The sequence below is a fragment of the Citromicrobium bathyomarinum genome, from assembly GCF_021021475.1.
Lineage (GTDB): Bacteria > Pseudomonadota > Alphaproteobacteria > Sphingomonadales > Sphingomonadaceae > Alteriqipengyuania > Alteriqipengyuania bathyomarina.
Map to the genome: position 1 here is coordinate 149,755 of NZ_JAINWL010000002.1, position 23,585 is coordinate 173,339.

The 23,585-nt window shown below is 66.2% G+C and carries 21 protein-coding genes; 4 read left to right on the plus strand and 17 right to left on the minus strand.

All coding sequences use genetic code 11. From position 1 onward, the window contains the following. Nucleotides 1-167: 167 nt before the first annotated feature. On the minus strand, nucleotides 168-2,843 hold the full coding sequence (gene acnA, locus K7H93_RS08650; protein WP_230783292.1) for an aconitate hydratase AcnA: 2,676 nt from the start codon (nucleotides 2,841-2,843) through the stop codon (nucleotides 168-170). 148 nt (nucleotides 2,844-2,991) lie between these two features. Further along, entirely contained in the window at nucleotides 2,992-3,900 is a 909-nt protein-coding gene (locus K7H93_RS08655; protein WP_230783293.1) for a DMT family transporter, read from the minus strand. A 179-nt stretch (nucleotides 3,901-4,079) separates the two neighbouring features. Between K7H93_RS08655 and K7H93_RS08660 the strand changes: the two genes are divergently transcribed. Then, nucleotides 4,080-5,486, plus strand: coding sequence for a L,D-transpeptidase family protein (locus K7H93_RS08660; protein WP_230783294.1), 1,407 nt, complete (start codon nucleotides 4,080-4,082; stop codon nucleotides 5,484-5,486). 10 nt (nucleotides 5,487-5,496) lie between these two features. Here K7H93_RS08660 and K7H93_RS08665 read toward each other — a convergent pair whose 3' ends face one another. Beyond that, nucleotides 5,497-5,991 (minus strand): hypothetical protein, encoded by a 495-nt coding sequence (locus K7H93_RS08665; protein WP_230783295.1) that lies wholly within the window; start codon nucleotides 5,989-5,991, stop codon nucleotides 5,497-5,499. A gap of 4 nt (nucleotides 5,992-5,995) precedes the next feature. Then, nucleotides 5,996-6,736, minus strand: a complete 741-nt coding sequence (locus K7H93_RS08670) for a murein L,D-transpeptidase catalytic domain-containing protein (protein ID WP_230783296.1) — start codon at nucleotides 6,734-6,736, stop codon at nucleotides 5,996-5,998. 76 nt (nucleotides 6,737-6,812) lie between these two features. On the opposite strand from K7H93_RS08670, the gene K7H93_RS08675 reads away from it, so the two are divergent. Beyond that, nucleotides 6,813-7,295: a hypothetical protein gene (locus K7H93_RS08675; protein WP_054527172.1), complete on the plus strand. Its 483-nt coding sequence runs from the start codon at nucleotides 6,813-6,815 to the stop codon at nucleotides 7,293-7,295. 56 nt (nucleotides 7,296-7,351) lie between these two features. On the opposite strand, the gene K7H93_RS08680 is transcribed toward K7H93_RS08675, so the two are convergent. The 4 genes from K7H93_RS08680 to K7H93_RS08695 form a co-directional block, all read right to left on the minus strand. Further along, nucleotides 7,352-7,546: a hypothetical protein gene (locus K7H93_RS08680; protein ID WP_230783297.1), complete on the minus strand. Its 195-nt coding sequence runs from the start codon at nucleotides 7,544-7,546 to the stop codon at nucleotides 7,352-7,354. Between the two features lie 242 nt (nucleotides 7,547-7,788). Continuing rightward, complete coding sequence (locus K7H93_RS08685) at nucleotides 7,789-8,673, minus strand: histone deacetylase family protein (RefSeq protein WP_230783754.1); 885 nt, start codon at nucleotides 8,671-8,673, stop codon at nucleotides 7,789-7,791. A gap of 31 nt (nucleotides 8,674-8,704) precedes the next feature. Beyond that, the gene (gene ispG / locus K7H93_RS08690) at nucleotides 8,705-9,853 is read right to left on the minus strand and encodes a flavodoxin-dependent (E)-4-hydroxy-3-methylbut-2-enyl-diphosphate synthase (RefSeq protein WP_100068250.1); all 1,149 of its coding nucleotides are present in this window, start codon (nucleotides 9,851-9,853) and stop codon (nucleotides 8,705-8,707) included. Between the two features lie 64 nt (nucleotides 9,854-9,917). After that, a complete protein-coding gene (locus tag K7H93_RS08695; RefSeq protein ID WP_230783298.1) occupies nucleotides 9,918-11,228 on the minus strand; it encodes an OmpP1/FadL family transporter in 1,311 nt (436 codons plus the stop codon). A 143-nt stretch (nucleotides 11,229-11,371) separates the two neighbouring features. Between K7H93_RS08695 and K7H93_RS08700 the strand changes: the two genes are divergently transcribed. Then, nucleotides 11,372-12,385, plus strand: a complete 1,014-nt coding sequence (locus tag K7H93_RS08700; RefSeq protein WP_230783299.1) for a zinc transporter ZntB — start codon at nucleotides 11,372-11,374, stop codon at nucleotides 12,383-12,385. A gap of 16 nt (nucleotides 12,386-12,401) precedes the next feature. On the opposite strand, the gene K7H93_RS08705 is transcribed toward K7H93_RS08700, so the two are convergent. Together K7H93_RS08705 and K7H93_RS08710 are read right to left on the minus strand one after the other, a co-directional pair. Then, nucleotides 12,402-14,183, minus strand: a complete 1,782-nt coding sequence (locus K7H93_RS08705) for a DUF885 domain-containing protein (protein ID WP_230783300.1) — start codon at nucleotides 14,181-14,183, stop codon at nucleotides 12,402-12,404. 111 nt (nucleotides 14,184-14,294) lie between these two features. Beyond that, nucleotides 14,295-14,807 (minus strand): GNAT family N-acetyltransferase, encoded by a 513-nt coding sequence (locus K7H93_RS08710; protein ID WP_010235798.1) that lies wholly within the window; start codon nucleotides 14,805-14,807, stop codon nucleotides 14,295-14,297. Between the two features lie 91 nt (nucleotides 14,808-14,898). Here K7H93_RS08710 and K7H93_RS08715 point away from each other — a divergent pair, with 91 nt between their 5' ends. Continuing rightward, nucleotides 14,899-15,996 (plus strand): isoaspartyl peptidase/L-asparaginase family protein, encoded by a 1,098-nt coding sequence (locus tag K7H93_RS08715; protein ID WP_230783301.1) that lies wholly within the window; start codon nucleotides 14,899-14,901, stop codon nucleotides 15,994-15,996. 315 nt (nucleotides 15,997-16,311) lie between these two features. Here the strand turns inward: K7H93_RS08715 and K7H93_RS08720 are convergent, their stop codons facing one another. The 7 genes from K7H93_RS08720 to K7H93_RS08750 form a co-directional block, all read right to left on the minus strand. After that, nucleotides 16,312-17,205, minus strand: coding sequence for a fatty acid desaturase family protein (locus K7H93_RS08720; protein WP_230783302.1), 894 nt, complete (start codon nucleotides 17,203-17,205; stop codon nucleotides 16,312-16,314). Between the two features lie 76 nt (nucleotides 17,206-17,281). After that, nucleotides 17,282-18,211 carry an RDD family protein gene (locus K7H93_RS08725; protein WP_230783303.1) on the minus strand — a complete coding sequence of 310 codons (930 nt, stop codon included), beginning with the start codon at nucleotides 18,209-18,211 and terminating at the stop codon, nucleotides 17,282-17,284. Continuing rightward, complete coding sequence (locus K7H93_RS08730) at nucleotides 18,208-19,272, minus strand: stage II sporulation protein M (protein WP_230783304.1); 1,065 nt, start codon at nucleotides 19,270-19,272, stop codon at nucleotides 18,208-18,210. The genes K7H93_RS08725 and K7H93_RS08730 overlap by 4 nt, the downstream gene beginning before the upstream one ends. Further along, nucleotides 19,269-20,591 (minus strand): DUF58 domain-containing protein, encoded by a 1,323-nt coding sequence (locus tag K7H93_RS08735; protein WP_230783305.1) that lies wholly within the window; start codon nucleotides 20,589-20,591, stop codon nucleotides 19,269-19,271. Before K7H93_RS08735 ends, K7H93_RS08730 begins: the two co-directional genes overlap by 4 nt. 4 nt (nucleotides 20,592-20,595) lie before the next feature. Next, complete coding sequence (locus K7H93_RS08740) at nucleotides 20,596-21,558, minus strand: AAA family ATPase (RefSeq protein ID WP_197637602.1); 963 nt, start codon at nucleotides 21,556-21,558, stop codon at nucleotides 20,596-20,598. Further along, nucleotides 21,555-22,850: a DUF4350 domain-containing protein gene (locus K7H93_RS08745; RefSeq protein ID WP_230783306.1), complete on the minus strand. Its 1,296-nt coding sequence runs from the start codon at nucleotides 22,848-22,850 to the stop codon at nucleotides 21,555-21,557. Before K7H93_RS08745 ends, K7H93_RS08740 begins: the two co-directional genes overlap by 4 nt. A 1-nt stretch (nucleotide 22,851) precedes the next feature. Then, nucleotides 22,852-23,484 (minus strand): hypothetical protein, encoded by a 633-nt coding sequence (locus tag K7H93_RS08750; protein WP_230783307.1) that lies wholly within the window; start codon nucleotides 23,482-23,484, stop codon nucleotides 22,852-22,854. Nucleotides 23,485-23,585 lie beyond the last annotated feature (101 nt).

The window sequence follows — 23,585 nt, forward strand, 5'->3', positions numbered from 1 at the left end:
GCGCTGCGGCGTCTTGTCGGCAAACGAACGGGGCGGCGCAGTCTTGCGCCGTGACCTGGGCGGGGGCAGCTTGCCAGGAGCGGCCTCCGCCCTTTGATTTGCGCAGCACATGCGAAAAGGCCCGACCAAATTTGGCCGGGCCTTTCGTTTGCCGTTGAGCCTGATGCTTACTGGCTGGCGAGTTTGCGGATCACGTACTGGAGGATGCCGCCGTTGCGGTAGTAGTCCAGCTCGTTCTCGGTATCGATGCGGCACTTCGCGGTGAAGCTGAAGGTGCTGCCATCTTCGCGGGTCACGTCGACCGTCACGTCCTGCGCCGGCTTGAGATCCGCGAGACCGCGAATGGTGAAGCTGTCGGTGGCCTTGAGGCCCAGCGTCTCGCGGGTGTCGCCATCCTTGAACTGCAGCGGCAGCACGCCCATCCCGACGAGGTTGGAGCGGTGAATACGCTCGTAGCTCTCGACGATCACGGCGCGCACGCCCAGCAGGATGGTGCCCTTGGCCGCCCAGTCGCGGCTGGAGCCGGTGCCGTATTCCTTGCCCCCGATCACGACCAGCGGCGTGCCGTCTTCCTTGTGACGCATCGCTGCGTCGTAGATCGGCATCTGCTCGCCCTTGTAGGTGGTGAAGCCACCCTCGACGCCCGGGACCATTTCGTTCTTGATACGGATATTGGCGAAGGTGCCGCGCATCATCACGTCGTGGTTGCCGCGGCGGCTGCCGTAGGAGTTGAAGTCCGCCTTCGAAACCTGGTGGCTCTTCAGATACTCGCCTGCGGGGCTGTCTTCCTTGATCGAACCGGCCGGGCTGATGTGGTCGGTGGTGACCGAATCGCCGAGGATGGCGAGCGGCTTGGCATCGTTGATGTCCGCCACCGGCTCGGGGTCCATCTTCATCCCGTCGAAGAACGGCGGGCTGGCGACGTAGGTGCTGGTCGGGTTCCACTTGTAGGTGTCGCTCGGCTCCACCGTGATCGCGCGCCAGTGCTCGTCACCTTCGTACACGTTGGCGTAGCGGTCGACGAACATGTCGCGGCTCACATTGGCTGCGCGCAGATCGGCGACTTCCTGGTTGGTCGGCCAGATGTCCGCCAGCATCACCGGCTTGCCATGCTGGTCTTCACCCAGCGGCGTGTCGATAATGTCCTGCGTCACCGTGCCCTTGATCGCGTAGGCGACCACCAGCGGCGGCGAGGCGAGGAAGTTGGCGCGCACATCGGGTGACACGCGGCCTTCGAAGTTGCGGTTGCCCGACAGGACCGAGGCGGCGACGATGTCGTTCGAATTGATCGCCTTGCTGATCGCGGGGGCGAGCGGACCGGAGTTGCCGATACAGGTGGTGCAGCCGTAGCCGACCAGATCGAAGCCCATCGCGTCCAGATCATCCTGCAGGCCCGATTTCACGAGGTAGTCCGTGACGACCTGCGATCCGGGGGCGAGCGAAGTCTTGACCCACGGCTTGGGCTTCAGGCCCTTCTCGCGCGCCTTCTTGGCAACCAGACCGGCCGCGATCAGAACGTCCGGGTTGGAGGTGTTGGTGCAGCTTGTGATGGCCGCGATCACCACATCGCCGTCGCCCACATCGTGGTGCGTGTTCTCGACATCGACGCGGTGCGGTTCGGACTTGCCGTAGACGTCCTTGAGGTCGCGGTTGAACAGCTCGTCCACTTCGGGAAGCGCGACCTTGTCCTGCGGACGCTTGGGTCCGGCAAGGCTCGGCACGACCTTCGAGAGGTCGAGTTCGATCGTGCTGGAGAACACCGGCTCGACATCGGGATGGACCCACAGGCCCTGTTCCTTGGCATAGGCTTCGGCGAGCGCGATCTCATGCTCGTCGCGGCCCGTCAGGCGCAGGTATTCGAGCGTCTTGTCGTCGATGCCGAAGAAGCCGCAGGTCGCGCCGTATTCGGGCGACATGTTGGACAGCGTGGCGCGGTCCGCGAGGCTGAGCGATTCGAGGCCTGGGCCGAAATACTCGACGAACTTGCCGACAACGCCATGCGCGCGCAGCATCTGCGTGGCGGTGAGCACGAGGTCGGTCGCGGTGACGCCCTCGGCGAGCTTGCCGGTGAACTTGAAGCCGACCACTTCGGGGATCAGCATCGAAATCGGCTGGCCGAGCATCGCTGCCTCGGCCTCGATCCCGCCGACGCCCCAGCCGAGCACACCGAGGCCGTTGACCATCGTGGTGTGGCTGTCGGTGCCGACACAGGTGTCCGGGTATGCGACCATCTGGCCGTCGGGCCCTTCGCTCGCCCAGGTGCAGCGCGCGATATATTCGAGGTTCACCTGGTGGCAGATGCCGGTGCCCGGAGGCACGGCGGAGAAATTCTCGAAGCTCTTGGAGCCCCACTTGAGGAAGTCGTAACGCTCCGCATTGCGGGCGTATTCGAGTTCCATGTTGGCTTCCATCGCCTTGGGATGGCCGAATTCGTCGACCATCACCGAGTGGTCGATGACGAGGTTCACGGGAACCTGCGGGTTGATCTTCTGCGTGTCGCCGCCAAGCGCCTTGATCGCGTCGCGCATCGCGGCGAGGTCCACCACGCAGGGCACGCCGGTGAAGTCCTGCAGGAGCACGCGCGCGGGGCGGTACTGGATTTCGCCGCCGGTCACCGGATTGTTGACCCGGTCCGCGATTTCCTTCGCATTGTCGACCGAGACCGTGTGCCCGCCGTCTTCGAAACGCAGCATGTTCTCCAGCAACACCTTGAGGCTGAAGGGCAGACGGGAAACATCGCCCAACTGCTCCGCCGCCTTGGCGAGCGAGTAGTAGGCGTAATCCTTGCCTTCGACGGTGAGAGTGCTGCGGGTACCGAGAGTGTCCTTGCCGACCTGGGTCATAGCGTGGGCGGTCCTTTCATGTTGCTTCTGGTGGCGGCCTGTCTTGCGACTAACGGGCGGGAGGCCGGTATGTGCCGGAAATATGTGCCGCGCGCTTGGCCCGTACGGGTGCGAAAATCAAGCGTCCGCGCGAAAGAGGGCTGCCGGCTCAGGGGGCCGCAGTCTCCGCTCCGCCCGACGGACGGGCAGGCGCGCGGCCCCTGGTGACCGCGATATAGGTGCCGATCACGATCATCACCACGCCAGCCAGCGTGCCCGCACTTACTCTTTCGCCGAAAAACAGCCAGCCGAACAGCGCGGCCCAGCAGAAGCCGGAATATTCGACCGGCAACAATGCCTGCGCCTCTGCCCGGGCGTAGGCCCAGGCGATCGTCATCGCCCCACCCACGGTGAGCAGTCCGGCGGCCAGCAGGCTCGGCTGGACGGATACGGGCGGGGCAAGCAGCAGCCAAGGGGCAGCAAGACCCAGCACCAGCGTCGATACGCCCCCGTGAAACGCGGCGACCTCCAGCGGCCCTGCGCGCTGCGACTGCTGGCGGATGATGATGAAGTTGAGCGCGTAGAGCACCGCCGAGATCAGGATCGCGCCAAGGCCGACCAGGGCTTCCTCATCCAGCCTGCCGCGCCCGAACTGCCCGCCCACGATCACCAGCGCGCCGGCAAAACTGATCAGCGAGGCCAGCACCGCCCGGCGGGTGACTTTCTCGCCGAGCAGGATTGCCGCAAGGTACAGCGCGATCAGCGGGGCGATGAAGGAAATCGCGATGGTCTCGGCGATCGGCAGTCTGGTCAGCGCGAAAAAGAAGCTCAGCCCCATGAAGGCGGAACAGACCCCGCGCAGCACGTGCAGGCGCACGGTCCCTGCGTCCGGCCAGTTGGTCCGTCGGGCGAGCCATAAGGGCATCGCGATGGCGGTGGACAGGCCTGCGCGTATCAGCGCGGCGGAATAGGCCCCGATCGCGAGCGATGCGTCCTTCATTAACGCATCCATCAGCGAAAGCATCGCCACACCTGCAAGCGCGACCGCGAATGGGGCAAGGGTGGCGGACCGGGACATTGCTCTTGCCCTATCCCAAGCTCTGCCAAGCGTCACCGATGTGCCGCAGATCGTGCGTAAATTCAGGTTGGATAAATGCTTGCAGCTTGATGATTGCGCATAAATTCGCGAGGCTTCTGCCCGCAAAGATCCGTCGCTATATAAGGCGACGCGCTCGATAACAGGGTCTATCCTACGACATGAAAACGCTTGCCACTTCGCTGTTTGTCCTTGCCACCGCCACGCTTGCCGGGCCGACCGCGCTGGTCGCGCAAAACGCGCCGACCAACCTGTTGCCGGGCGGTCAGGATGAGGATGACAAGGCTGACGCGGATGCCGACGACGCGGTGACCTCCAGCCCCGTGGTCCCTTCTACCGCAACCGGTCCGGTCGAGATGACCAGCGAGCCGGTGGTCCAGAAATTCGACCCGGTGGTGCAGCAGTGGGATGTGGCGCAGGCGCAGGCGCTTGTCGCCGCGATCGAGGGGATCGGCACGCATGGCCTGATCCCGTCGGATTACGATCTTCCCGGCCTGCGTGCGGCGATCGCCGCCGGCCCGGGCGCGATGCTGGATGAAGAGGCCAGCCGCCGGTTCGTGTGGCTGGTGGAGGACATGCGCGACGGGCGTACGCCAATGGACCACCGCACCCAGTGGTTCGTGATGGACCCGGATGCGGACCGCTATCGCAGCGGCGCGGTGCTCAAGCAGGCGCTTGAGTCCGGCGATATCATGGGCGCGATCGAGGGTGTGGCTCCGCTGCACCCCGATTATGAGGCCCTGCTCGGCGAGCTGGCCAAGGCCAAGCCCGGCAGCAAGCGGTACAAGCTGATCCAGGCCAACATGGATCGCTGGCGCTGGCTGCCGCGCGATCTGGGCCATCAGTACCTGATTACCAACGTGCCCGAATATCAGCTGCGCCTGACGGTGAACGACAAGATCATGCGCACCTATCGCACGATTGTGGGCAAGCCGGGGCGCACCGCGACCCCGCAGCTGGCCGAGAGCGTCGAGGGCGTGATCCTCAACCCGAACTGGACCGTGCCGCAGTCCATCGTGAAGGGCGAAGGCCTGGGTGAGCGTGTGCTCGGCAATCCTTCCTGGGCCGCCTCGAAAGGCTACAAGGCGACGCGCGGCGCGAACGGCTATATCAGCGTGGTGCAGGGCCCCGGACCGGGCAATGCGCTGGGCCGGATGAAGCTCGACATGCCCAACCGGCACGCGATCTTCTTCCACGATACGCCTTCGCGCGGGCTGTTCAGCCAGTCCGACCGGGCGCTCAGCCATGGCTGCATCCGTACCGAACGCGCGACCGAACTCGCATTCACGCTCGCGATTCTGCAGGCGGGCCTGACCGGTGAGGAAGCTGCCGATATCCTGGCGAGCGGAGAGTACACGCGGGTCGAGTTCAATAGCACGATGCCCGCCTACATCACCTATTTCACGATGGGCACCAACATCGACGGCGAGATGGCGACCTTCAAGGACATCTACGATCGCGACGCACCCGTGCTCGCCGCGTTCGAAGCTCCGCGCAAGGCGAACCGCAGCCGGGTGACCGACGAGGAAATCATCGAGATCGTCAACGATCCGCGCGATATTGCGTAGTCAGGGCCGTTCAGTCGAGCAGATCGCTCTCGTCGCGGAACCTGATGACGAAGTGGCGGTAGATCAGCGCCGATCCGAAAGCGCACCATAGGCCCGGCGCCAGCGCCCAAGGCTGTGTCGACAACGATCCGGATCGCCCGAATAATATCCAGAACGCCAGCATCGCGGCAAGCATTGCAGGCACCAGCGAGGCCGGGTGGCGGATACGGTTGCCGATCAGCCAAGCAGTCGGCGTGCCTATCACGAGCAGCGCTACTGCGATGGTGATGAAGGCGAAGATGGCAATCCCGATAACTACCACGGCCATCCCGACACCGGATCGTGCGATGGCGGAGAGCGAATCGGGTGCCGGGCCGAGCGGGATCGAGCCGCTGACGAATGGTTCGGCAAGCACGGCAGGGATTATCGAGAGCGCAACGAAGATCGCGGCGTAACCGGCTGCCGGGATCAGCGCTGCAAGGGGAGGCCACAGGTGACCGCGGTCGAACTGCGGTCTGTAAGGCATGGTATCAGTAAACGCCCGGGTTGGTCTGTTCGAAGGTCTCCTGCCGGGGCTGGCGCAGGATGTGGTAGCCGTTCTCCGGTTCGCCCACGATGGCCTGCGGCGGATAGGCCTGCGTGCCGTCTTCCTTCAGGCCCAGCGCCTCGGCATAGAGCAGCCGCCCGCCGGACAGGTTGAGCAAAGCGATCTTGAACTGCTCCTCGCCCAGCGCGAAGCAACCATTGGAGCGCCCCAGCCGTCCCCACCGATCGACATGCTCGGGCTCGGCATAGCTGGCCCGGTGCATCACGATATAGCGTTCAAGCGCATGGTTGTTGGTCTGATCGAGCCCGCCGAGCCGCACCGAAGTGCCGAACTTTCCGGTGTACCACTCCCAGGTGATGTAGGCTCCGCGGCTGGTCGCGTTGGAGCCTTCGACATTGGAGAAGGTGTTGAGCCAGCCGTCATGCTCGGGATCGGACCCGGTGCCGTGGCTGACATGGAAGCTTTTCACTTCCTGCCGGTCCAGATTGACGAAATGGAACCGGCGTTCGGCCGAATGAAGCCCGAAATCGGCGATCCCGACGATGTCCTTGCGCCAGATGACCTCGCCCGCCTTGTCCAGCTCGCGTTTAGCGATTGCGAAAAGCTGGCGGTCGCGCGCATTTCCGGCCATTGGTTGCGCGAACACGCGGCTCGGCAGGGTCACACCAGCTCCCAGCGCAATGCCGGTGCCGAGCCCGGTCTTGATCAGATCGCGACGTTGCATCTCGGCTATGTGCTATAACCGAGCTTAATGCTTGCTTGAAGCCGTTTCGCGGTTTCGCCCTTGAGGAGGTGCCAGAATGCGACAAGTCGCGCTGTGGGGGACGATTGCTGCGGCAATCTGGGCGGCGATGCCAGTGGGGCTGGAGGCTCAGTCGAGTGTATCGGACCCGGCCTTCCTGGAGGATCCGACCGAGATCCTGAGCCAGCGCGATGCGGATCGTCTGCTTTCGCCGGGTGGGATCACGCTGCAATGGATCGGATGGGACGATCGCGGGCCGGTTTCCATCGCCCCGGACGAGCGCGGGGTGTGGCACGTCTCGGGCCACCAGACCGGAGACGATGGCAGCGAACTGGAGGTCGATGGGACTATTCTGGAGATCGGCGAGGGATACTTCACCTTGCGCGGGACGATCGCGATTACCGACACTCCCGATACCGGGCGCGAATGCCGTGCGGACAAGACCTGGCATTTCGCGATCACGCAGAACCGCCGCTATTACCGGCTACGCGAATTCGAGTGGTGCGATCGTCTGACCGACTACGTCGATATCTATTTCTGAAGTGAGACGGTGTGCGGGTGTGGGCCCGGCGGTGCCCGGCCCACACCGTCAGAATGTCAGTACTCGGGGCTATAGGTGCGGAAGCAATAGTTGATGCACTGATTGAGGACCGTCTGGTTACCGTCCGCATATTCGATGCAGTTTGCCACGCACTCTTCGAACTCGGGCGACTCTGCCATTGCCGGAACGCTCGCGCTCGACATGCCAAGGATCAGCCCGACTGCCGCGATCCTGAAGATGAGGTTGCGCATGCTTTCGCTCCTTTCGATGTGATGCCCCCCTGATGGAGCGAGGACATGCTATCGCGCCATCGGCGTTCAACGTAATCCGTAAGGCCCCCTAGAGGCTGAACCGTTACGTCAGTGCGGTGCATCGAAAGTGTTGAAAAATATGCTGAACCTCGGGCCGCGTAGATCGCGGCAATGCGTCGACGTGCTTAACCAAGTCTTCCGGAAAGCAGAAGGCGGTGCCGCGACTCGCGCGGCTTGATCTGTCAGGAAGCGCGCGTGAACGCCGCATTCTCCCGCGCCATCGCGATCATCGAACGCGCATGTCTCTCCGCCACCACGCGCGGGTCGGTGCCATAGCCACCGCCCAACGCGCTCGCGACCGGCAGACCGCGCCCGCGCACGGTTTCGACCACATAGCGATCGCGCCGCTCAAGCCCCTCGTCGGTCAGCGCGAGCCGGCCCAGCTTGTCGTTCTCGTGCGGGTCGACCCCTGCCTGGTAGAGCACGATATCGGGCGCGAATTCATCCAGTACGCGCGGCAGGTGCGTGCCCAGTACATCGAGATAGTCCGCATCGCTCGTCCCATCGGGCAGCGCGACATCGAGGCTGGAGCGGGCCTTGCGAACCGGGAAGTTCTTCTCCGCATGGAGCGAGAGAGTGAACACATCCTCGCGCCCAGCGGTCAGCGCGGCGGTGCCGTCGCCCTGATGGACATCGCAATCGACGATCAGCACGCGGCGCGCGTTGCCTTGCGCGATCAGACGGTTGGCGCACACCGCCAGATCGTTGAACACGCAGAAACCCGCACCGGTATCGTAGAGCGCGTGGTGGCTCCCCGCCGCGCTGTTGGCGGCGTAGCCATGCCGCATCGCGAGCCGCGCGGCGAGCCAGGTGCCGCCATTGGTATGCGCCACCCGCTGCGCGATATGCGGCGTGACCGGAAAGCCGATCCGCCGTTCCTTCTCGTACGGAACCTGCGCGGTGAACACCTGCTCGACATAGTCGGGGCAGTGGACCGCCTCCAGCCATTCGCGCGGGCAGGGATCGGGAGCATGCTCGGTAATCGGATGGCCGCTCTCGCGCAGCGCGACCATTACCAGCTGATACTTGTCGAACCGGAAGCTGCCGCGCGTCGGCGCGGGCGCCATGTAGTCGACGTGATGAACGACGTGGAGCAAGCTACTCCGCGGCTTCTACCGCCGGGGCGGCATGCGGGTCGAAGGCGACATCCTCGCCCGCCTCGATCCGGGCGGCTTTCTCTTCCACCAACCGCACGATGTGGTCGAGCATGCTCTCGTCTTCCACATGGTGGTCGGTCACGCCCGACAGATAGACCATGTGCTTGCCCTTGCCGCCGCCGGTGATCCCGATGTCGGTCTCGCGCGCCTCGCCCGGGCCGTTGACGACACAGCCGAGCACCGAGAGGCTCATCGGCGTTTTGATGTGTTCGAGCCGCTTCTCCAGCGCCTCGACCGTGCGGATCACGTCGAAGCCCTGCCGCGAGCAGCTGGGGCAGGAGACGACGCGCACGCCGCGGGTGCGCAGGCCAAGTGCCTTGAGCATCTCGTAGCCGACGCGCACTTCCTGCTCGGGCTCGGCCGAGAGGCTCACGCGGATCGTGTCGCCGATGCCGGCCCAGAGCAGGCTACCCATGCCGATCGAGGACTTCACCGTCCCGCCGATCAGTCCGCCCGCCTCGGTAATGCCGAGGTGCAGCGGGCAGTCCACGGCTTCCGCCAGCCCATGATAGGCTGCGACCGCGAGGAACACGTCGGAGGCCTTCACCGCCACCTTGTATTCGTGGAAATCGTGATCCTGCAGCAGCTTGATATGGTCGAGCGCGCTTTCGATCAGCGCTTCGGGGCAGGGCTCGCCATACTTCTCGAGCAGGTCCTTCTCGAGCGATCCTGCGTTCACGCCGATGCGGATCGCGCAGCCATTGGCCTTGGCGGCGCGAACGACCTCGGCCACCCGCTCGCTGCTACCGATATTGCCCGGGTTGATCCGCAGGCACGCCGCGCCCTTGTCGGCCGCTTCGAGTGCGCGCTTGTAGTGGAAGTGGATGTCCGCGACGATCGGGACATTCGCGGCGCGGGTGATCTTGTCGAAATGCCGTGTCGCCTCTTCGGTCGGGCAGGACACGCGGATAATGTCCGCTCCCGCATCCTCGCACCGGCGAATCTGGTCGAGCGTCGCGCCGACATCTTCGGTCGGCGTATTGGTCATGGTCTGCACGCTGATCGGCGCATCGCCGCCAACCGGCACATTGCCGACCATGATCTGCCGCGACTGGCGGCGTTCGATATCTCTCCAGGGGCGAACGGACATGAGGCCTGTATAGGCACTCATGTCCGCCGGGAAAAGCCGAATGGCCCTTTGATGCGTCAGCGCGTCAGAAACGCGCGCCGAGCGATACCGCGAGGATATCCGCGTTGCCCGAGCTGTCGGAGCGGATCGTGGTCGCGATTTCCGCCGGAGTGCCTTCGAAAAAGGCGTCCGTGCGGTCGAGCGGCGCGTCGTTCACGAACACGTGCGAATAGCCGAGGTTGGCGGAGAACCGGTCGCTCATATCATAGGTCAGGCCAACCGAAGCCCACACCCGGTCGGCATCGGGCACGCGGGCGGAGCGGTACGCGTCGGTGATCGGCGATTCGTCGAACGCCGTACCGGCGCGCAGCGTCAGCTTGTCGGAGACGTCATATTCGCCGCCGAGCGACATCGACCAGCTGTCCTTGTAGTTCTGTTCGGAGATCTGCGGCGGCACCCCGCCTTCGGGATAGATCGCAATCTCCTTGAAATCACTCCAGTCGTAATAGCGCCAGGTGCCGAACACGCGCCACGGCGTATCCGTGCCGAGCTGGATGCTGAGGGTCGCGATATCGGGCAGGGTCAGCGGCGCGGTCGCGTCTACCGTCGCATTGTTGCCCGCCAGCGGGCCGAGCAGGCCGGAAAGCTCGAACGTGCCTTCCAGGTTCTGCTTCACCTGCGAGCGATAATGCGCACCGATCCGGACGGGGGCGAGATCGACCATGATGCCCGCATTCCAGCCGATCGAGATGTCGTCACCCTTCACCCGGGCGAAACCGTCCGGTGCGGTGGGGGAGAGATTGGGCACGGCATTGGTCAGCTCGACGTCGATATACTGCACGTCGATGCCCGCGCCGACGGAGACATTGTCACCGATCTTTACCGCCAGGCTGGGCTGCACATTCAGCGTGAAGACGTCGGCGCGCAGCGTATCGTAGCGGCCGAAGAAATCGTCGTCATACTGCGCGATCAGGCCGAACGGCGCGTTGACCGCAAGGCCTGCCCACACGTTGTCGCTCAGCTGCGCGCTGATCGCGCCCGAGGGAACCAGGAGTGGCTGGGGGAAGGGGTTGCCGCCATTGCTACCGCCGGTCGGAACCGAGACGGGCAGGCCCGGCACGCCGCGCGTGCTGCCCTGATCTTCCTGCGAGGCGGTGAGGAACAGGAACTGCGAGGCTGCTTCGACCTGCACGCCGTCCAGCTTGGTCATCGATGCGGGGTTGAAATAGATCGAGGCGGGGCCGTCGGCGGCCACAGCCGCGCCGGACAGCGCGCGGCCGGTTTCCTTGGCGGATTGTTCCTGGATGAGAAATGCGCCTGCGAATGCCGGATTGGCGGAGCACAGGATGGCGAGGACGGGGAGGGCGCGAAGGCCGTAAGTGAGGGGTTTTGTCATGCCGCGCCTGTTGCCCCGTTTGGAATGCGGATCAAGGGAATTGGCGCAGTTATCGATAAAATTGAACGTTTTGGCATTGGGCTGTGCCCGCGCGATCCTGCCGGGCGTAGGAATCGGGTCGGATCTGGGGCACAGGATGCAGCATGAGTGAAGCGACAGACACCGAACCCGGCACGCCATTGCTGTTTGCGCGGGTGCTGGACGGTACGGGCGGCGGCCGCGCGATCGACTGGGCGGGCATTCAGGAGTGGGAGCCTGCACCAGCGGGTGCGGGGCCGGGCGATCAGGTGCTGTGGATGCACCTGTGCCGCAACACGCCCGGTGTCTACGAGTGGTTGCAGCAGCGCATCGGCATTCCCGAGCCGACCGCCGAACTGCTTACCAGCGACGACACCCGGCCGCGCGCCTTTCGCGAAGGGAACACGCTGGTGGCCACGCTGCGGGGGATCAACTTCAACCCCGGGGCAGAGCCCGAGGACATGATCTCGATGCAGGTGTGGAGCGACGGGGTCCGGTTGATCACGCTGCGCCGCCATCCCTTGCAGACTCCCCGCGAAATTCTCGCGCAGATCGATCGCGGGTCGGGCCCCGGCGATGTCGGCGCGATCGTCACCGCGCTGACTGAGTCGATGGTCACCCGGATGAGCCAGTCGATCGTCGACATGAACGAGCATATCGACCTGCTCGAGGACATGAACATGGACGACGATCCGGAGGACATGCTGACCAAGATCGCGACCATCCGCCGCAATTGCCTCGGTCTGAAACGGCACATGGGCCCGCAGCACGTCGCGCTGGAGGCGATCAGTCGCGAAGCGCCGCCGTGGTTCGAGGAGCACGACCGGCGCGAGATTGCCGAGACGATCGACCGCCTGCGCCGCTATCTCGACGATATCGACGTCAGCAAGGAAAGCGCGGTGGTGCTGATGGACGAGCTGCGCACCCGCGCGCTCGCCAGCAATGAACGCGCAACCTACATGCTCACGATCGTGGCGGGCATCTTCCTTCCGCTCGGTTTTCTTACCGGGCTGCTCGGCATCAATGTCGGCGGGATGCCGGGCGTGAACGACGGCCATGCCTTCTGGTGGGTGACCGGCATTTGCCTGGCGATCATCGCGGTGCTGATGGCGATCTTCAAGCGATTGAAGTGGCTGTGAAGATCGCCCTCCAGCCCTAGGAGGCCTGCTTGTGCGCGGGAATGAATTCCTCGCGCACCGCCTTGGCGATCAGTTCCAGCGGAATGATCCCTTGGGCGAGCAGGAAGTCGTTGAATTCCTTCTCGTCGAACGCCTCGCCCAGCGCCAGCTCGGTCTCGACGCGCAGGTCGATCAGCTTGCGGTAGCCGTAGTAGTATGCGCCGGCCTGGCCGGGCATGCGGAACTGGTAGCGATCGAGCTCCTGTTTGGTCATGCCGGGCGAGAACAGCGCTTCCTCGCGCAGCACGTATTCGGCTTCGTCACGGGTCATCAGGCCAAGGTTCAGCGCGGGGTCGAGGAAGGCACGGGCCGCGCGCAGCATGCGGAACTGCTGCGCGATGAACTGGCCTTCGATCGGTTCGTGCGGCATCATCTCCGCCTCGGCGTAGAGCGCCCAGCCTTCCACGTTCACGCTGTTGAAGGCGTAGAGCATCCGGGCGAGCGAAACGCCCTGCTCGACCAGCGCGGCAAACTGCATCTCGTGACCGGGCCGGGCCTCGTGCGCGCTCAGCGTCCAGGCGGCGGCGGGGAAGTTGAAATCGTCGTAGGCATCGTCCGCGCTGGCGGTGGGATTGCCCACGGTGAGCACGAAGGTGCCCTGTTCGCCGGTGTTCCCGATCAGACGCGGCGGGCGCATGTGCGGCGCGGGCTGGGCGGCGCTCTCCGCCTCGCTCGCAACGCGCATCTGCAGCTGCGTATCGGGCACGCTGACGATGTCGTTCTCGCGCGCCTTGGCTTCGAGTTCGCGGTTCACGCCGCGATAGAATTCCTCGATCTCGTCGTTGGGGATGGTCTGCTGCTTCAGCCGTGCCATCACCCCGGCCATGTCCGTCTCGGGCCAGCCGTTCTTTTCGGCGATTTGCGGCGCGAGCGCCTCCATCTGCGCGCGGATTTCGTAGAAGCCGCGGCGTGCCTGGCTCATTGCCTCGCGTGGGTCCATGTCGATCCCGACATCGCGCAGGTTCAGCGCGTAGAGTTCCTCGGGCAGCCTCGCGGTGTCGCGCGCTTGCGGCAGCACGGTTTCGCGGGTCCACTCGCCGTAATCGGCGAACTGCGTTTCCATCGCGTCGAGCGCTTCGTCCGCCCCGTCGATTTCGTACTTGTCGAACAGCTCGCGGATCCCGGCGACGAAGGTCGGGATCTTGCCGATCGATTCCTCGACCTCGACCCGGTAGGGCCCGATCTTGCCGTCGCCCCGGCTGGCTTCGAAATGCGCCTTGGCCTGCTCGGTATACGGTTCGTAGCCATCCTCTACACCGGTATATTTGCGCAGCAGCTCCAGCGCGGAGGCGTGGCGGTTTTCGGCCGTCTGGTCGGACAGGATCGAACCGATCGAATAGAAAATGCCCTGCGGCAGCTCGGCCCATTCGAGCATGTATTTGTCGTTCAACTCGCGCTCGGTGATCTCGAGGTCGAGATTGTCGATCAGGATCGCGAGGTCCTGCTTGACGAAGGGATTGCTCTCCCGCGCCATCGCGGCGGTGAATTCGGCCTTCAGTTCCTTCGCCCCGGCGACGTAGCGCTCGTCCGCGTCGAGCGAATAGTCGAAGGTCTGCCCGTCGTACTGCTCGTACCCGGCGGACGAGGCGCCTTCGGGAGAGAACTGCGCTTCGAAGTCGATCAGCTTCTGCGTGTAGGCATTGCTGGTCTCGACCCAGTCGGGCTGGGCGGGCGCGCTCTGCGTGGTTTCGGCCTGGGCGAAAGCGGGTGCGGCGGGCAGCAGCGCGACGAGCGCGATGGCGGCGGCGAAGGTCTTCATGGTCAGGTATTCCCCCTGGATATTCTGCGGGCGAGGCGTGCGCCTGCGGGCCGGGCTTGGCAAGGGTGCGCTCGACGAACGACAGGCCTGGGCGGACAGCCGAACGGGTCGCTAAAGCCTGAGTTCGTAGAGGAATTCATCATCGCGGTGATTGCCGACCCAGAAGTCTATGTCCGCGATCTTGGCGAAGCCGTACCGCTGGTAGAACCGCTGAGCGCCGAAATTCTCGCTCCACACCGATAGCTGGACCGCATCGTGGCCGCGCTCCCGCGCCTCGGCCATCGCCCAGTCCATCAGCGCGGCACCGATGCCCTGCCCGGTCAGCTTCGGCTGCGTGTAGAGCTGGCCGAGCGCGATCGGGTTCGCCGCGTCCGAATACCCCGCATACCCGCTGGGCGCGCGCAGCTTGACGTAACCCAGCAGCCGTTCGCCATCATCGGCGAGGCGGTGGATATGGCAATCATCGGCGATCTCGCCGGCAACGGCGTTTTCCGCATAGGCCTGCTCTAGGAAGGCGGCGAGATCTTCGGGCTTGTAGAGATGCTCGAAAGCCGCGCAGAAACTCTCCCGCCCCAGCGTGGCGAGTGCGGGTGCATCTTTGGGCATGGCGGGGCGCAGGATCATGGCACCGGCCTAGCGCGCGCCACCACGCAGGGGAAGCTGGACCGGGCGGGGCAAGCGCGGCATTGTCCCGCCCGCATCAGGAGAGATTTTCATGCGCGCCATCATCGCACTCGCACTCGCAAGCTTTCTGACCGCTCCGGCGCTGGCGCAGGAGGACTACGAGCCGGGCGAGCCGCGCTGGTCCTTCGCGATCCACGGCGGCGCGGGCACGATCGAGCGGGCCAATATGACGCCCGAGCAGGAGGCGGAGTATCGCGCCGCGCTGGATGCCGCGCTCGAAGCAGGTTCGGCGATCCTGCGCGATGGCGGCAGCGCGATGGACGCGGTGACCGCCGCGATCACCCTCATGGAAGACGACCCCAAGTTCAACGCCGGACGCGGTGCGGTGTTCACCTGGGATGGCACGATCGAGCACGACGCCGCGCTGATGGACGGGCGCGACCGCTCCGCTGGCGCGGTCACCGGCATCGGCACGGTGCGCCACCCGATCCTGCTCGCGCAGGAAGTGATGCGCGACGGGCGGCATGTCTTCCTGAGCGGTGCCGGGGCGGAGACCTTCGCCGACGGCACAGATCTGGAGCGGGTGCCCAATGAATGGTTTCGGACCGAGAGCCGGTTGCGCTCTCTCGAACGGCTGAAAGCTGAAAAGCTTTCCGCAATCGATGTCGATTACAAATATGGCACGGTCGGCGCGGTCGCGCTCGACCTCGAAGGCAACATGGCGGCGGGCACCTCGACCGGCGGGCTGACCGGGAAGCGCTGGGGCCGGATCGGCGATGCGCCGGTGATCGGCGCGGGCACCTATGCCGACAACCGCAGCTGCGCGGTCTCCGCCACCGGCGCGGGCGAGTACTTCATCCGGGTGGGCGTGGCGCAGGAAATCTGCACGCGGCTGCGGCTTGCCTGGAACGACCTGCTCGAAGAAGCGGAAGAGAGCGTGCCGCGCGACGAACTCGGCTTTCCCGAATATGCCGTGCACGCGAGCGAGCTGTGGCTGGACGAAGACGATGTCCGACAGGTGGCGGACGAGGTGCTGGCCGAGGTGAAAGACCTGGGCGGCGACGGTGGGGTGATCGTGGTGTCGCCTTTCGGCCCCGCCGTCTTCAGCTTCAACACGCCGGGCATGTATCGCGCCCGCGAAACCAGCAAGGGCGTGAAGGAAGTCGCGATCTTCGGCGATGGCGAGTGATCGCAGCCGCATGACGCAGGGTGACACGTGTCACCCATGCGTCACCCTGAGAAAGTTCATATCTCTCGAGAGCTTGGGGTACTCCGGGCGACGTTTTGCGGATTTTGGGCCGCGCGGGTGAGCGAGGGGACGACGATGGGAAAGAGCCGTCGTCGTTCTAACCTGTGTGTCTGAAGTAGGAAAATGCCCGCCCGCGTGAAGCGCGACCTGCTCCTCCCCCTTTGAAGGGGGAGGTCGGGGAGGGGGTGGTGCTTAAGCCGATGGTGGGGAACCCCCACCCCCAACCCCTCCCCAAGGGGAGGGGAGACTTCTTGGTCAGCCCACCCGCGTCGCGCGGCGCAACACGTCGCCGAAGCCGTAGGCGATGCAGTCGTGGTCGCGGTAATAGCCGCGCTCTTTGAGCAGGTGGTGCAACCGCGCGAGGCGATAGGGCGGCACGCCCGCGAAGATGTGATGCTCCAGATGGTAGTTCACATTGCACGGGGAGAGCAGCAGCGCCTCCCACCAGCGCGGGATCGTGGTGCCCGTGTTGATCCGCGCATCCATCGCATCGCGGTCCTTCGCGACGCCATGCTCCGAAATCTGGCGCAGCCGCATGGTCAGCGGATAGACGAAGATCCGCGCCGCCCACCACATCAGATAGGCCCACGGCGCACCCACTGCGAGCAGCGCGACGAACAGCAGCGTGTGGAACAGCACCGAAGGCCCGGTCTCGCTCCATTTGAAGCGCTTGATCTCGCCCACAAGGTCGCGAAACCCGGTCTGGCCGGTGATGTCGCGGATCAGCTTGCGCTTCAGTGAGGCGCGCGTGACCGGATAGGCTTTCACCATCCACTTGTCTGGATCGTCCGGCGTGCCGGCGAACTTGTGATGGTCGAGGTGGTAGCGGCGATAGAGATCGAGCGGGACATGCGCCGCCGCTCCGCTGATCCACTTGCCTACCAAGACATTCAGCTTCGGCGTGCGGAAGAACGCGCCGTGCGCGCAGTCGTGGGTGATGATCCCGAAGGCCTGGATGCGCCCGCCCAGAATGATGATCGCGGCAAGGATCGTCAGCGGGTTGGGCCAGAGGATCGCGACCGCGAAGGCGGCCACGGCGAGGCCCGCCTGAAACAGCACGGTCGCTGCCGCGCGCGCATCCGATTTGGCGCTGAGCGCGGCGACTTCATCGCGGGTGATGTAATCGTTGATCTCGGGGGCGTGTCGCATAAGTCTCTCCGATCACAGACAATACCGGATCGACGCGAGTCGGGCAATCAGCCGGGGGAGATCAGCGCAGGGCCCATCAGCGCAGGGGTGGCCCGCCCCGGTCGACCTCGGCGTGCTTGTCCGCCTTGCGCTTGCCGAAGCGCATGTCGCCTTCCAGCTTGGCCCTGAGCGCGGTGTAGAAGGATTCGAGGAAGGCACGCTCGTCGCCCGATCCGGCCTGCCAGCCGATCTTGCGCACGATCGCAGCGTGCACCGCAGCCAGCGTCTCCTCATCGCCATCGCGCAGCACGCGTTCGAGCGACTGCAGCTCGTACTCGCCGTAGACCTCCAGCTCTTCCGGGCCGAAGCGATAGGCCGCCTCGGCCGCAGGCTCGCTCTCCTGCCGCAGCGACAGCGCCTCGGCCAGCTTGCGGCGCGGGGCCTCGACCACCCAGGTGCCCGCGACCACGTCGCCCGCACGCAGCGCGTCGCGGTTGAAGAAGGGGAACAGCATGAACACCGCGAACCACAGCGACCCGACCAGCCATGCAGGGCCGGAGCCTGCCTCGCCCGCGGTGCTGAAGAAGGTCAGCGGCAGAAAGATCTCGATCTGGCGCAGCAGGTTGCGCGCGATGATCGCTTCTGCGGTCAGCCGCTCGCCCGACTGGCCTTGCGGGCGTGCGGCGACCCTGATGCCCACCGCCCGCTTGCCCAGCGTGGCGCCGCGCGGGCCCATCTCGAAGAAGATGAAATAGCCGTTGAACGCCAGGAACAGCACGATGAAGAACACGACCACCAGGAACTCGCCCGCGCCCGTGCCCAGCGCGTCCAGCTGGCCGAGATTGATCCCGACCAGCAGCAGCGCGAGCGCGATCAGGAACAGGCCGACGAACATGATCACATAGTCGAGGATCAGCGCGATCAGGCGCGAGCCGCGCGTGGCGAGCGTCACACCCAGCGGCACGCCTTCGGGCGTGACGATCTGCCGCTGCCGCTTGGCATCGAGGGATTTGCTAGCGGTACTCATGACGCGCTCGCTCCCTTGCGCTCTCGGCCCACCAGCACGAACAGCGCAGCCCACGCGATCGCCATGAACGCGCCGATGATCGCGCGCGCCTCCGGCCCGGCGAGCTGGCGCGGGAAGGCTTCCAGGATCGCGGCGAAGATCAGCATGAACACGCAGCCCAGCATCACCAGCGCGGCGCGGCGGCCTGCCTCTGCCGTCGTGGAGAGGATGCTGGCATCGCCGGGGAAGGCCATCCGCCGCCCGACATGCACGCCCGCCGCGCCCGCCAGCAGGATCGCTGTCAGCTCGGTGGTGCCATGCACGCTCAGCCACGCAAGGAAGTCGGGCAGCAGGCCGACCGAGTTGTACAGCCACGCCATCGCGCCCAGCAGCGCCATATTGTAGATCAGCAGCAGCAGCGTGGGCACGCCGAACGCGAAGCCCAGCGCGAAGGCGAGGATGCACACGCTCGCATTGTTGTAGAACAGCTGCGCGGCGAAGGCGGAGAGGCCGCCCGCGCCATCGGCAATCGCCAGCGTTTCGGCCAGCTGCGCGCGGCTGGCACCGGGAACGCGGGCGTCCGCCATCGAGCCGGGGACCAGCGCGAAATACCATTCGACGTTGCGCGCAACCAGCAGCCAGCCCGCCGCGACCCCGGCGGCCATCGCCGCGAAGGCGAGCAGGATGTCGAGCCAGATCGCCCGCACCGCGCGGCTCCAGCCACCCCGGAAGAACCCGCCGAGCCAGCGCAGCAGGCCGCTGCGCGGGCCATAGACCTGATACCAGGCGCGCTGCACCAGATCCTCAAGAAAGCGCAGCGTCGCCGCATCGAGCGAGGTCTCGCGCGCGACCGCCAGGCTCGATGCGGCCTGCCGGTAGAGCACGGGCAGGTCCATGATATCCTCGTCCGAAAGGCGGAAGGCGAAGCCGCGTTCCAGCCGACGGACGATGTGTTCGAGCCGCCGCCAGTCGCCCTCCCGCTCCAGCCGGAAACGGTCGGACCGAAGCGCCGCCGCCTCGATATCGGGCTGTTCGGGCAGGGGCTGCGCCGCGAAGGGGTTGCGGATGGTGGGGGCCTTCATCCTGCGATCGCCTCCTGCGTGCGCAGCGACAGATAGCGGTCGATCACCGCGAAGCCGAGCTTGTCGTAAGGTGCCTCGATCACGTCCACGCCCATCCGCCGTAGCCGGGTGAGCACCAGCTGGCGCTGGCGCGAAAGCGCGTCGGCGGTGACCGCGCGGGCAACGTCGTCGACGCTGTCGGGCGCGGCATTGGTGAACTGCGCAAGCTCGCGATCTTCCAGCGTGACGAACACCACCGCGTGGCGCTGGCTCAGCCGCCCGAGGCTCTCGATCATCAGCTCCGCCGCAGTGGTGTCGCTGAAGTCGGAGAACAGCACGACCAGCGACCGGCGCTTGAGCCGGGCGGACAGGGTGGCGAGCGCGAGGGTGTAGTTCGCCTCCTCCCCCTGGCGATAGTCGAGCCCGGCCGCCGCCTGCTGCAACCGCGCAAAGGCGCGGGTCTCGCCAACGAAGGGGCTGGCGAGCACGGGGCGCCGGGCAAAGCCGAACAGCATCGCGCGATCGCCGCCCTTCAGCGCGACATAGGCGGCGGTCAGCCCCGCGCTGATCGCCCGGTCGAGCCGGGGCACGTCGTCGATCGGCTCGCACATCGCCTGCCCGCAATCGAACGCGAACACGATCTGGTTGTTGCGCTCGGTCTCGTTCTCGCGCGCATAGAGTGCGGCGTGGCGGGCGCTCGCGTTCCAGTCGATCCGGCGCTTGTCCATCCCCGCCTCGTATTCGGTCAGCGCTTCGAACTGGGTGCCTTCGCCGCGCCGCCGCCGGGCGATCAGGCCCAGCTCCGCATCGCGCAGCAGCGCCTGCAATGGGCGCGAGCGGATCGGCGAGAGGTCGGGCCACACGCGGATTTCCCGCTCCAGCGCGATCCGCTGCTGGCGGCTGCCGAGGCCCCAGGGGCCGTCCCAGGCGAGCCACAGGGTATCAACCGGCGCGGTTCCGCGACGCTGCGGCACCAGCTGCGTCTGCGCGGTCCACACCTCCTGTTTACGTTGCAGAGCCAGATCGGCCCGCCCGCCCGGCGCAAGTCGCGGGTCGAGCGACACGGCGGCGCGCACCGCTCCCGGAGTGCCGTTTATGTCTGCCGATACGCTCAGCGGGGCAGGCTGGCCGATCTCGACATCGCCATCATGCGCGATTGTCCATTCCCCGAGCGTGCCCGCACGCGCGGCGTCGATCAGCACCAGCACCAGCAGCACCCCCGCCGCGACCGGCACCGCGAGCCACGCCTGCGGCGCGAGCAGCGCGACCGCCAGCGCCAGCGGCGCGGCCAGCGCGACGATCCGCGCGGTGCGGATGGTGGGGAGCAGCGCGGCGGCCATGGTGCTAGCGCGGCGCCTCGGTGCTTTCGATCAGGTCGTCGACGATCCCCTCGACCTCGCGCCCCTCGATCTCGGCGGCGGCGGAGAGGATCAGGCGGTGGCGCAGCACGGCCGTGGCGAGCGCCTTGATATCGTCGGGCACCACATAGTCGCGCCCGTCGAGCGCGGCGCGCACGCGCGCGGCATTGCCCAGCAGCACCGCGGCACGCGGGCTTGCGCCGGTCGCAAGGTCGGCATGGCTGCGCGTCGCGCGGACCAGCCGGACCACGTAGTCGACATTCTCCGGCGCGAGCGTGACCGCCTTCACCGCGGCAATGGCCTGCTGCAGCGCGTCACGGCCCGTCACCGGCTCGATCCCGAAGGCCTCGGGCCGGGGCGGGCCCTGTTCTGTGCCGAATCGCGCGACGATCCGCGCCTCTTCCTCCTCGCTGGGATATTCGGCGAGCAGCTTGAACAGGAAGCGATCGAGCTGCGCCTCGGGCAGCGGGTAGACGCCCTGGCTCTCGATCGGGTTCTGCGTCGCGACGACCATGAAGCGGTCGGGCAGCAGGTGTGTCTCCCCATCCAGCGTCACGCGCCGTTCCTGCATCGCCTCCAGCAGCGCGGCCTGTGTCTTGGGCGGGGTGCGGTTGATCTCGTCCGCCAGCAGCAGCTCGGTAAAGATCGCGCCGCGCGTCAGGGTGAACTGGCTGGTCTGGAAGTTGAACAGGTTGGAGCCCAGGATATCGCCTGGCAGCAGGTCGGGCGTGAACTGGATGCGCCCGTAATCGAGGCCCGTCGCGCGCGCGAAGCACTGCGCGAGGAAGGTCTTCGCGGTCCCCGGCGGGCCTTCCATCAGCACGTGCCCCTGCGCGATCAGGGCGATCAGCAGGTGATCCACCATCGCCTCCTGCCCGATGATCGCCTTGCCGACCTCTGCCTTCACATCGGCGGCCAGCGTGCGGAGCGGTTCGAGTTCCTGGGTCATAGGGTCCTTTCGAGATCGCGGAGCGCGCGGGCGGCGCGCAGCAGGTCTTTGCGGTTGCTGGCCGAGGCGAGCGCCTCCAGCGCTGGGTCGAGCGCAGGTGCGCCACGCGCGGAGAGTGCGCGCTCGATCCCCTCGTCATCGCCCGGTTGCAGGCCGAGCCGATGGGCGATTCGCGCGCGCATCAGCGATGCGTAAGGCTCGCGCAGCAGGCGCATGCGGCCGCTGCGGGCGATTACCTGCGCGCCATTGGCAACCAGTTGGCTCTTGCCCGGGGCAATCGCGGGGGCGGGGCGCAGCGCGGGGCCGAAACGGGTGAAGGCGCGCCACATCGCGATGGCCAGCGCCAGCAGCAGCGTCAGCGTGGCGGCGAGGAAGGGCGGCTCGAACGCGAGGGTCAGCAGATTGCGCGATCCGCCCATGCCGTTCAGCGTCAGGTCGAAGCGGACCGGCCCGTCGGTCCCCTGCCGGGCAATGTCGATCAGGTCGAGCGCCAGCAGCGCGCGCTTTTCCTCGGCCATCCCCCAGTTGTTCATGAGATCGGGTTCGGCGACCAGCATCACGCCATAGACCGGCGCGCTGTCGCCACGTTCGGGATCGAGATAGAGGTCGCCATCGAGATAGCTGCCGTCATCGGCGAGGTAGGCGACGAGCATGCGCCCGTCGCCGTCCTCCACCAGCGGGGCGAGGAAACCGCTCTCGCTGCCCGCGCTGTTCTCGGCGTCAACCGCTCCGATTTCGACCGCCGCCAGCGCATCCTTGCTGGGCAGGGTTCCGCTCAGGCCGAGGCCGCGCCAGCGCGCGGTGCGGTCCTTCAGGTCGATATGGGGGAAGGAGAGCGTGCGGCCATCGATCGTCATCGCCCAGTTTTCGCTCGCGCCCAGCAGGTGGACCCAGCCGGGCTTGCTGTTCCTGTCCCCCTGCGCGGGCATCGCGAACCACTTGGGCGCGATGATCATTGTCGGGCCGATGGTCCGGCGGCGCTCGATGATCTCGGCGAATTCCTCGTCGTCGATATTCGCCGGGGGGGTGAGGACCAGCAGGCCGGGATCGTTCAGCGCACCGCGATCGCGCGACCGCTCGACCCACACGCCGTCCTCTTCCAGCAGGCGGGTGAGCCCGGCAAATCCGGCGAGCCCGGTGCCCGCCGCGTGCGCCTGGCCATTATTGCCGCTGCCTTCCAGCCCGCCCCGCCCGATCAGGAACAGGAAGGCGACGAAGGCGAGCGCCGCGAACAGCACCAGCGCGAAGGTGCCGCGCTTGCTGAAGGCGCCGGATGCCTTTGCATCGGCCATCTCAGCCACGCTCCAGCGCGAAGTCGGCATAGGCGGCGCGCGCTTCGTTCCAGTCGCGCTCGGTCAGGTCTTCCAGCGCGAACAAGGCGCGTTCCACACTGCGCGCGATCGCGGCGAAGGCGCGCCGACCGGCGTCGGGCAGGGCGTCGAGCCGGGACAATTCGCGCGCGGTGCTGGACGGATGGACCAGATCGGGGCGGCGATTGGCGATCTGCCCGATGCTGCGCGCGAGCAGCAGGCGCACCGCCTCGCCATAGCGGCCCTGCGCGGCGAGCGCGTCGGCATCGCTCAGCAGCGCCTCGGCCTCGGCCCGATCGGGCAGGGTATCCTCGGACTGGTCGGACGCCTTGCTGCGCCGCTTGAGCACCGGAATGTCGAAGATCCGCACGATCAGCAGCACCAGCAGGGCGACGCCGATCGCGATCAGCACCCACATCAGCACCGGCCATGCGGCAACGAACAGTCGTGCTACCGGCCCCAGCAGATCGACCAGAAATTCGCCGAGCGCGCGCAGCCATTCGGGCGTCTGGGGCGGATCGGGCTGTGCGATGGGCGCGAACTGGATGTCCGAATCGCTGCGCACCGCGCGCCAGGCGTCCACTGCCCCCTCACTGGTCGCTGCCCCTGTCGTCACGCCGGCGGGCTTGGCATGGCGTACACGGGGCCGCAAGCCGTCGCGTTCGCGAATGGTTCGTTTCGCAACGCCAGCGTGGCACTTGCGCATATCGGGCGCTC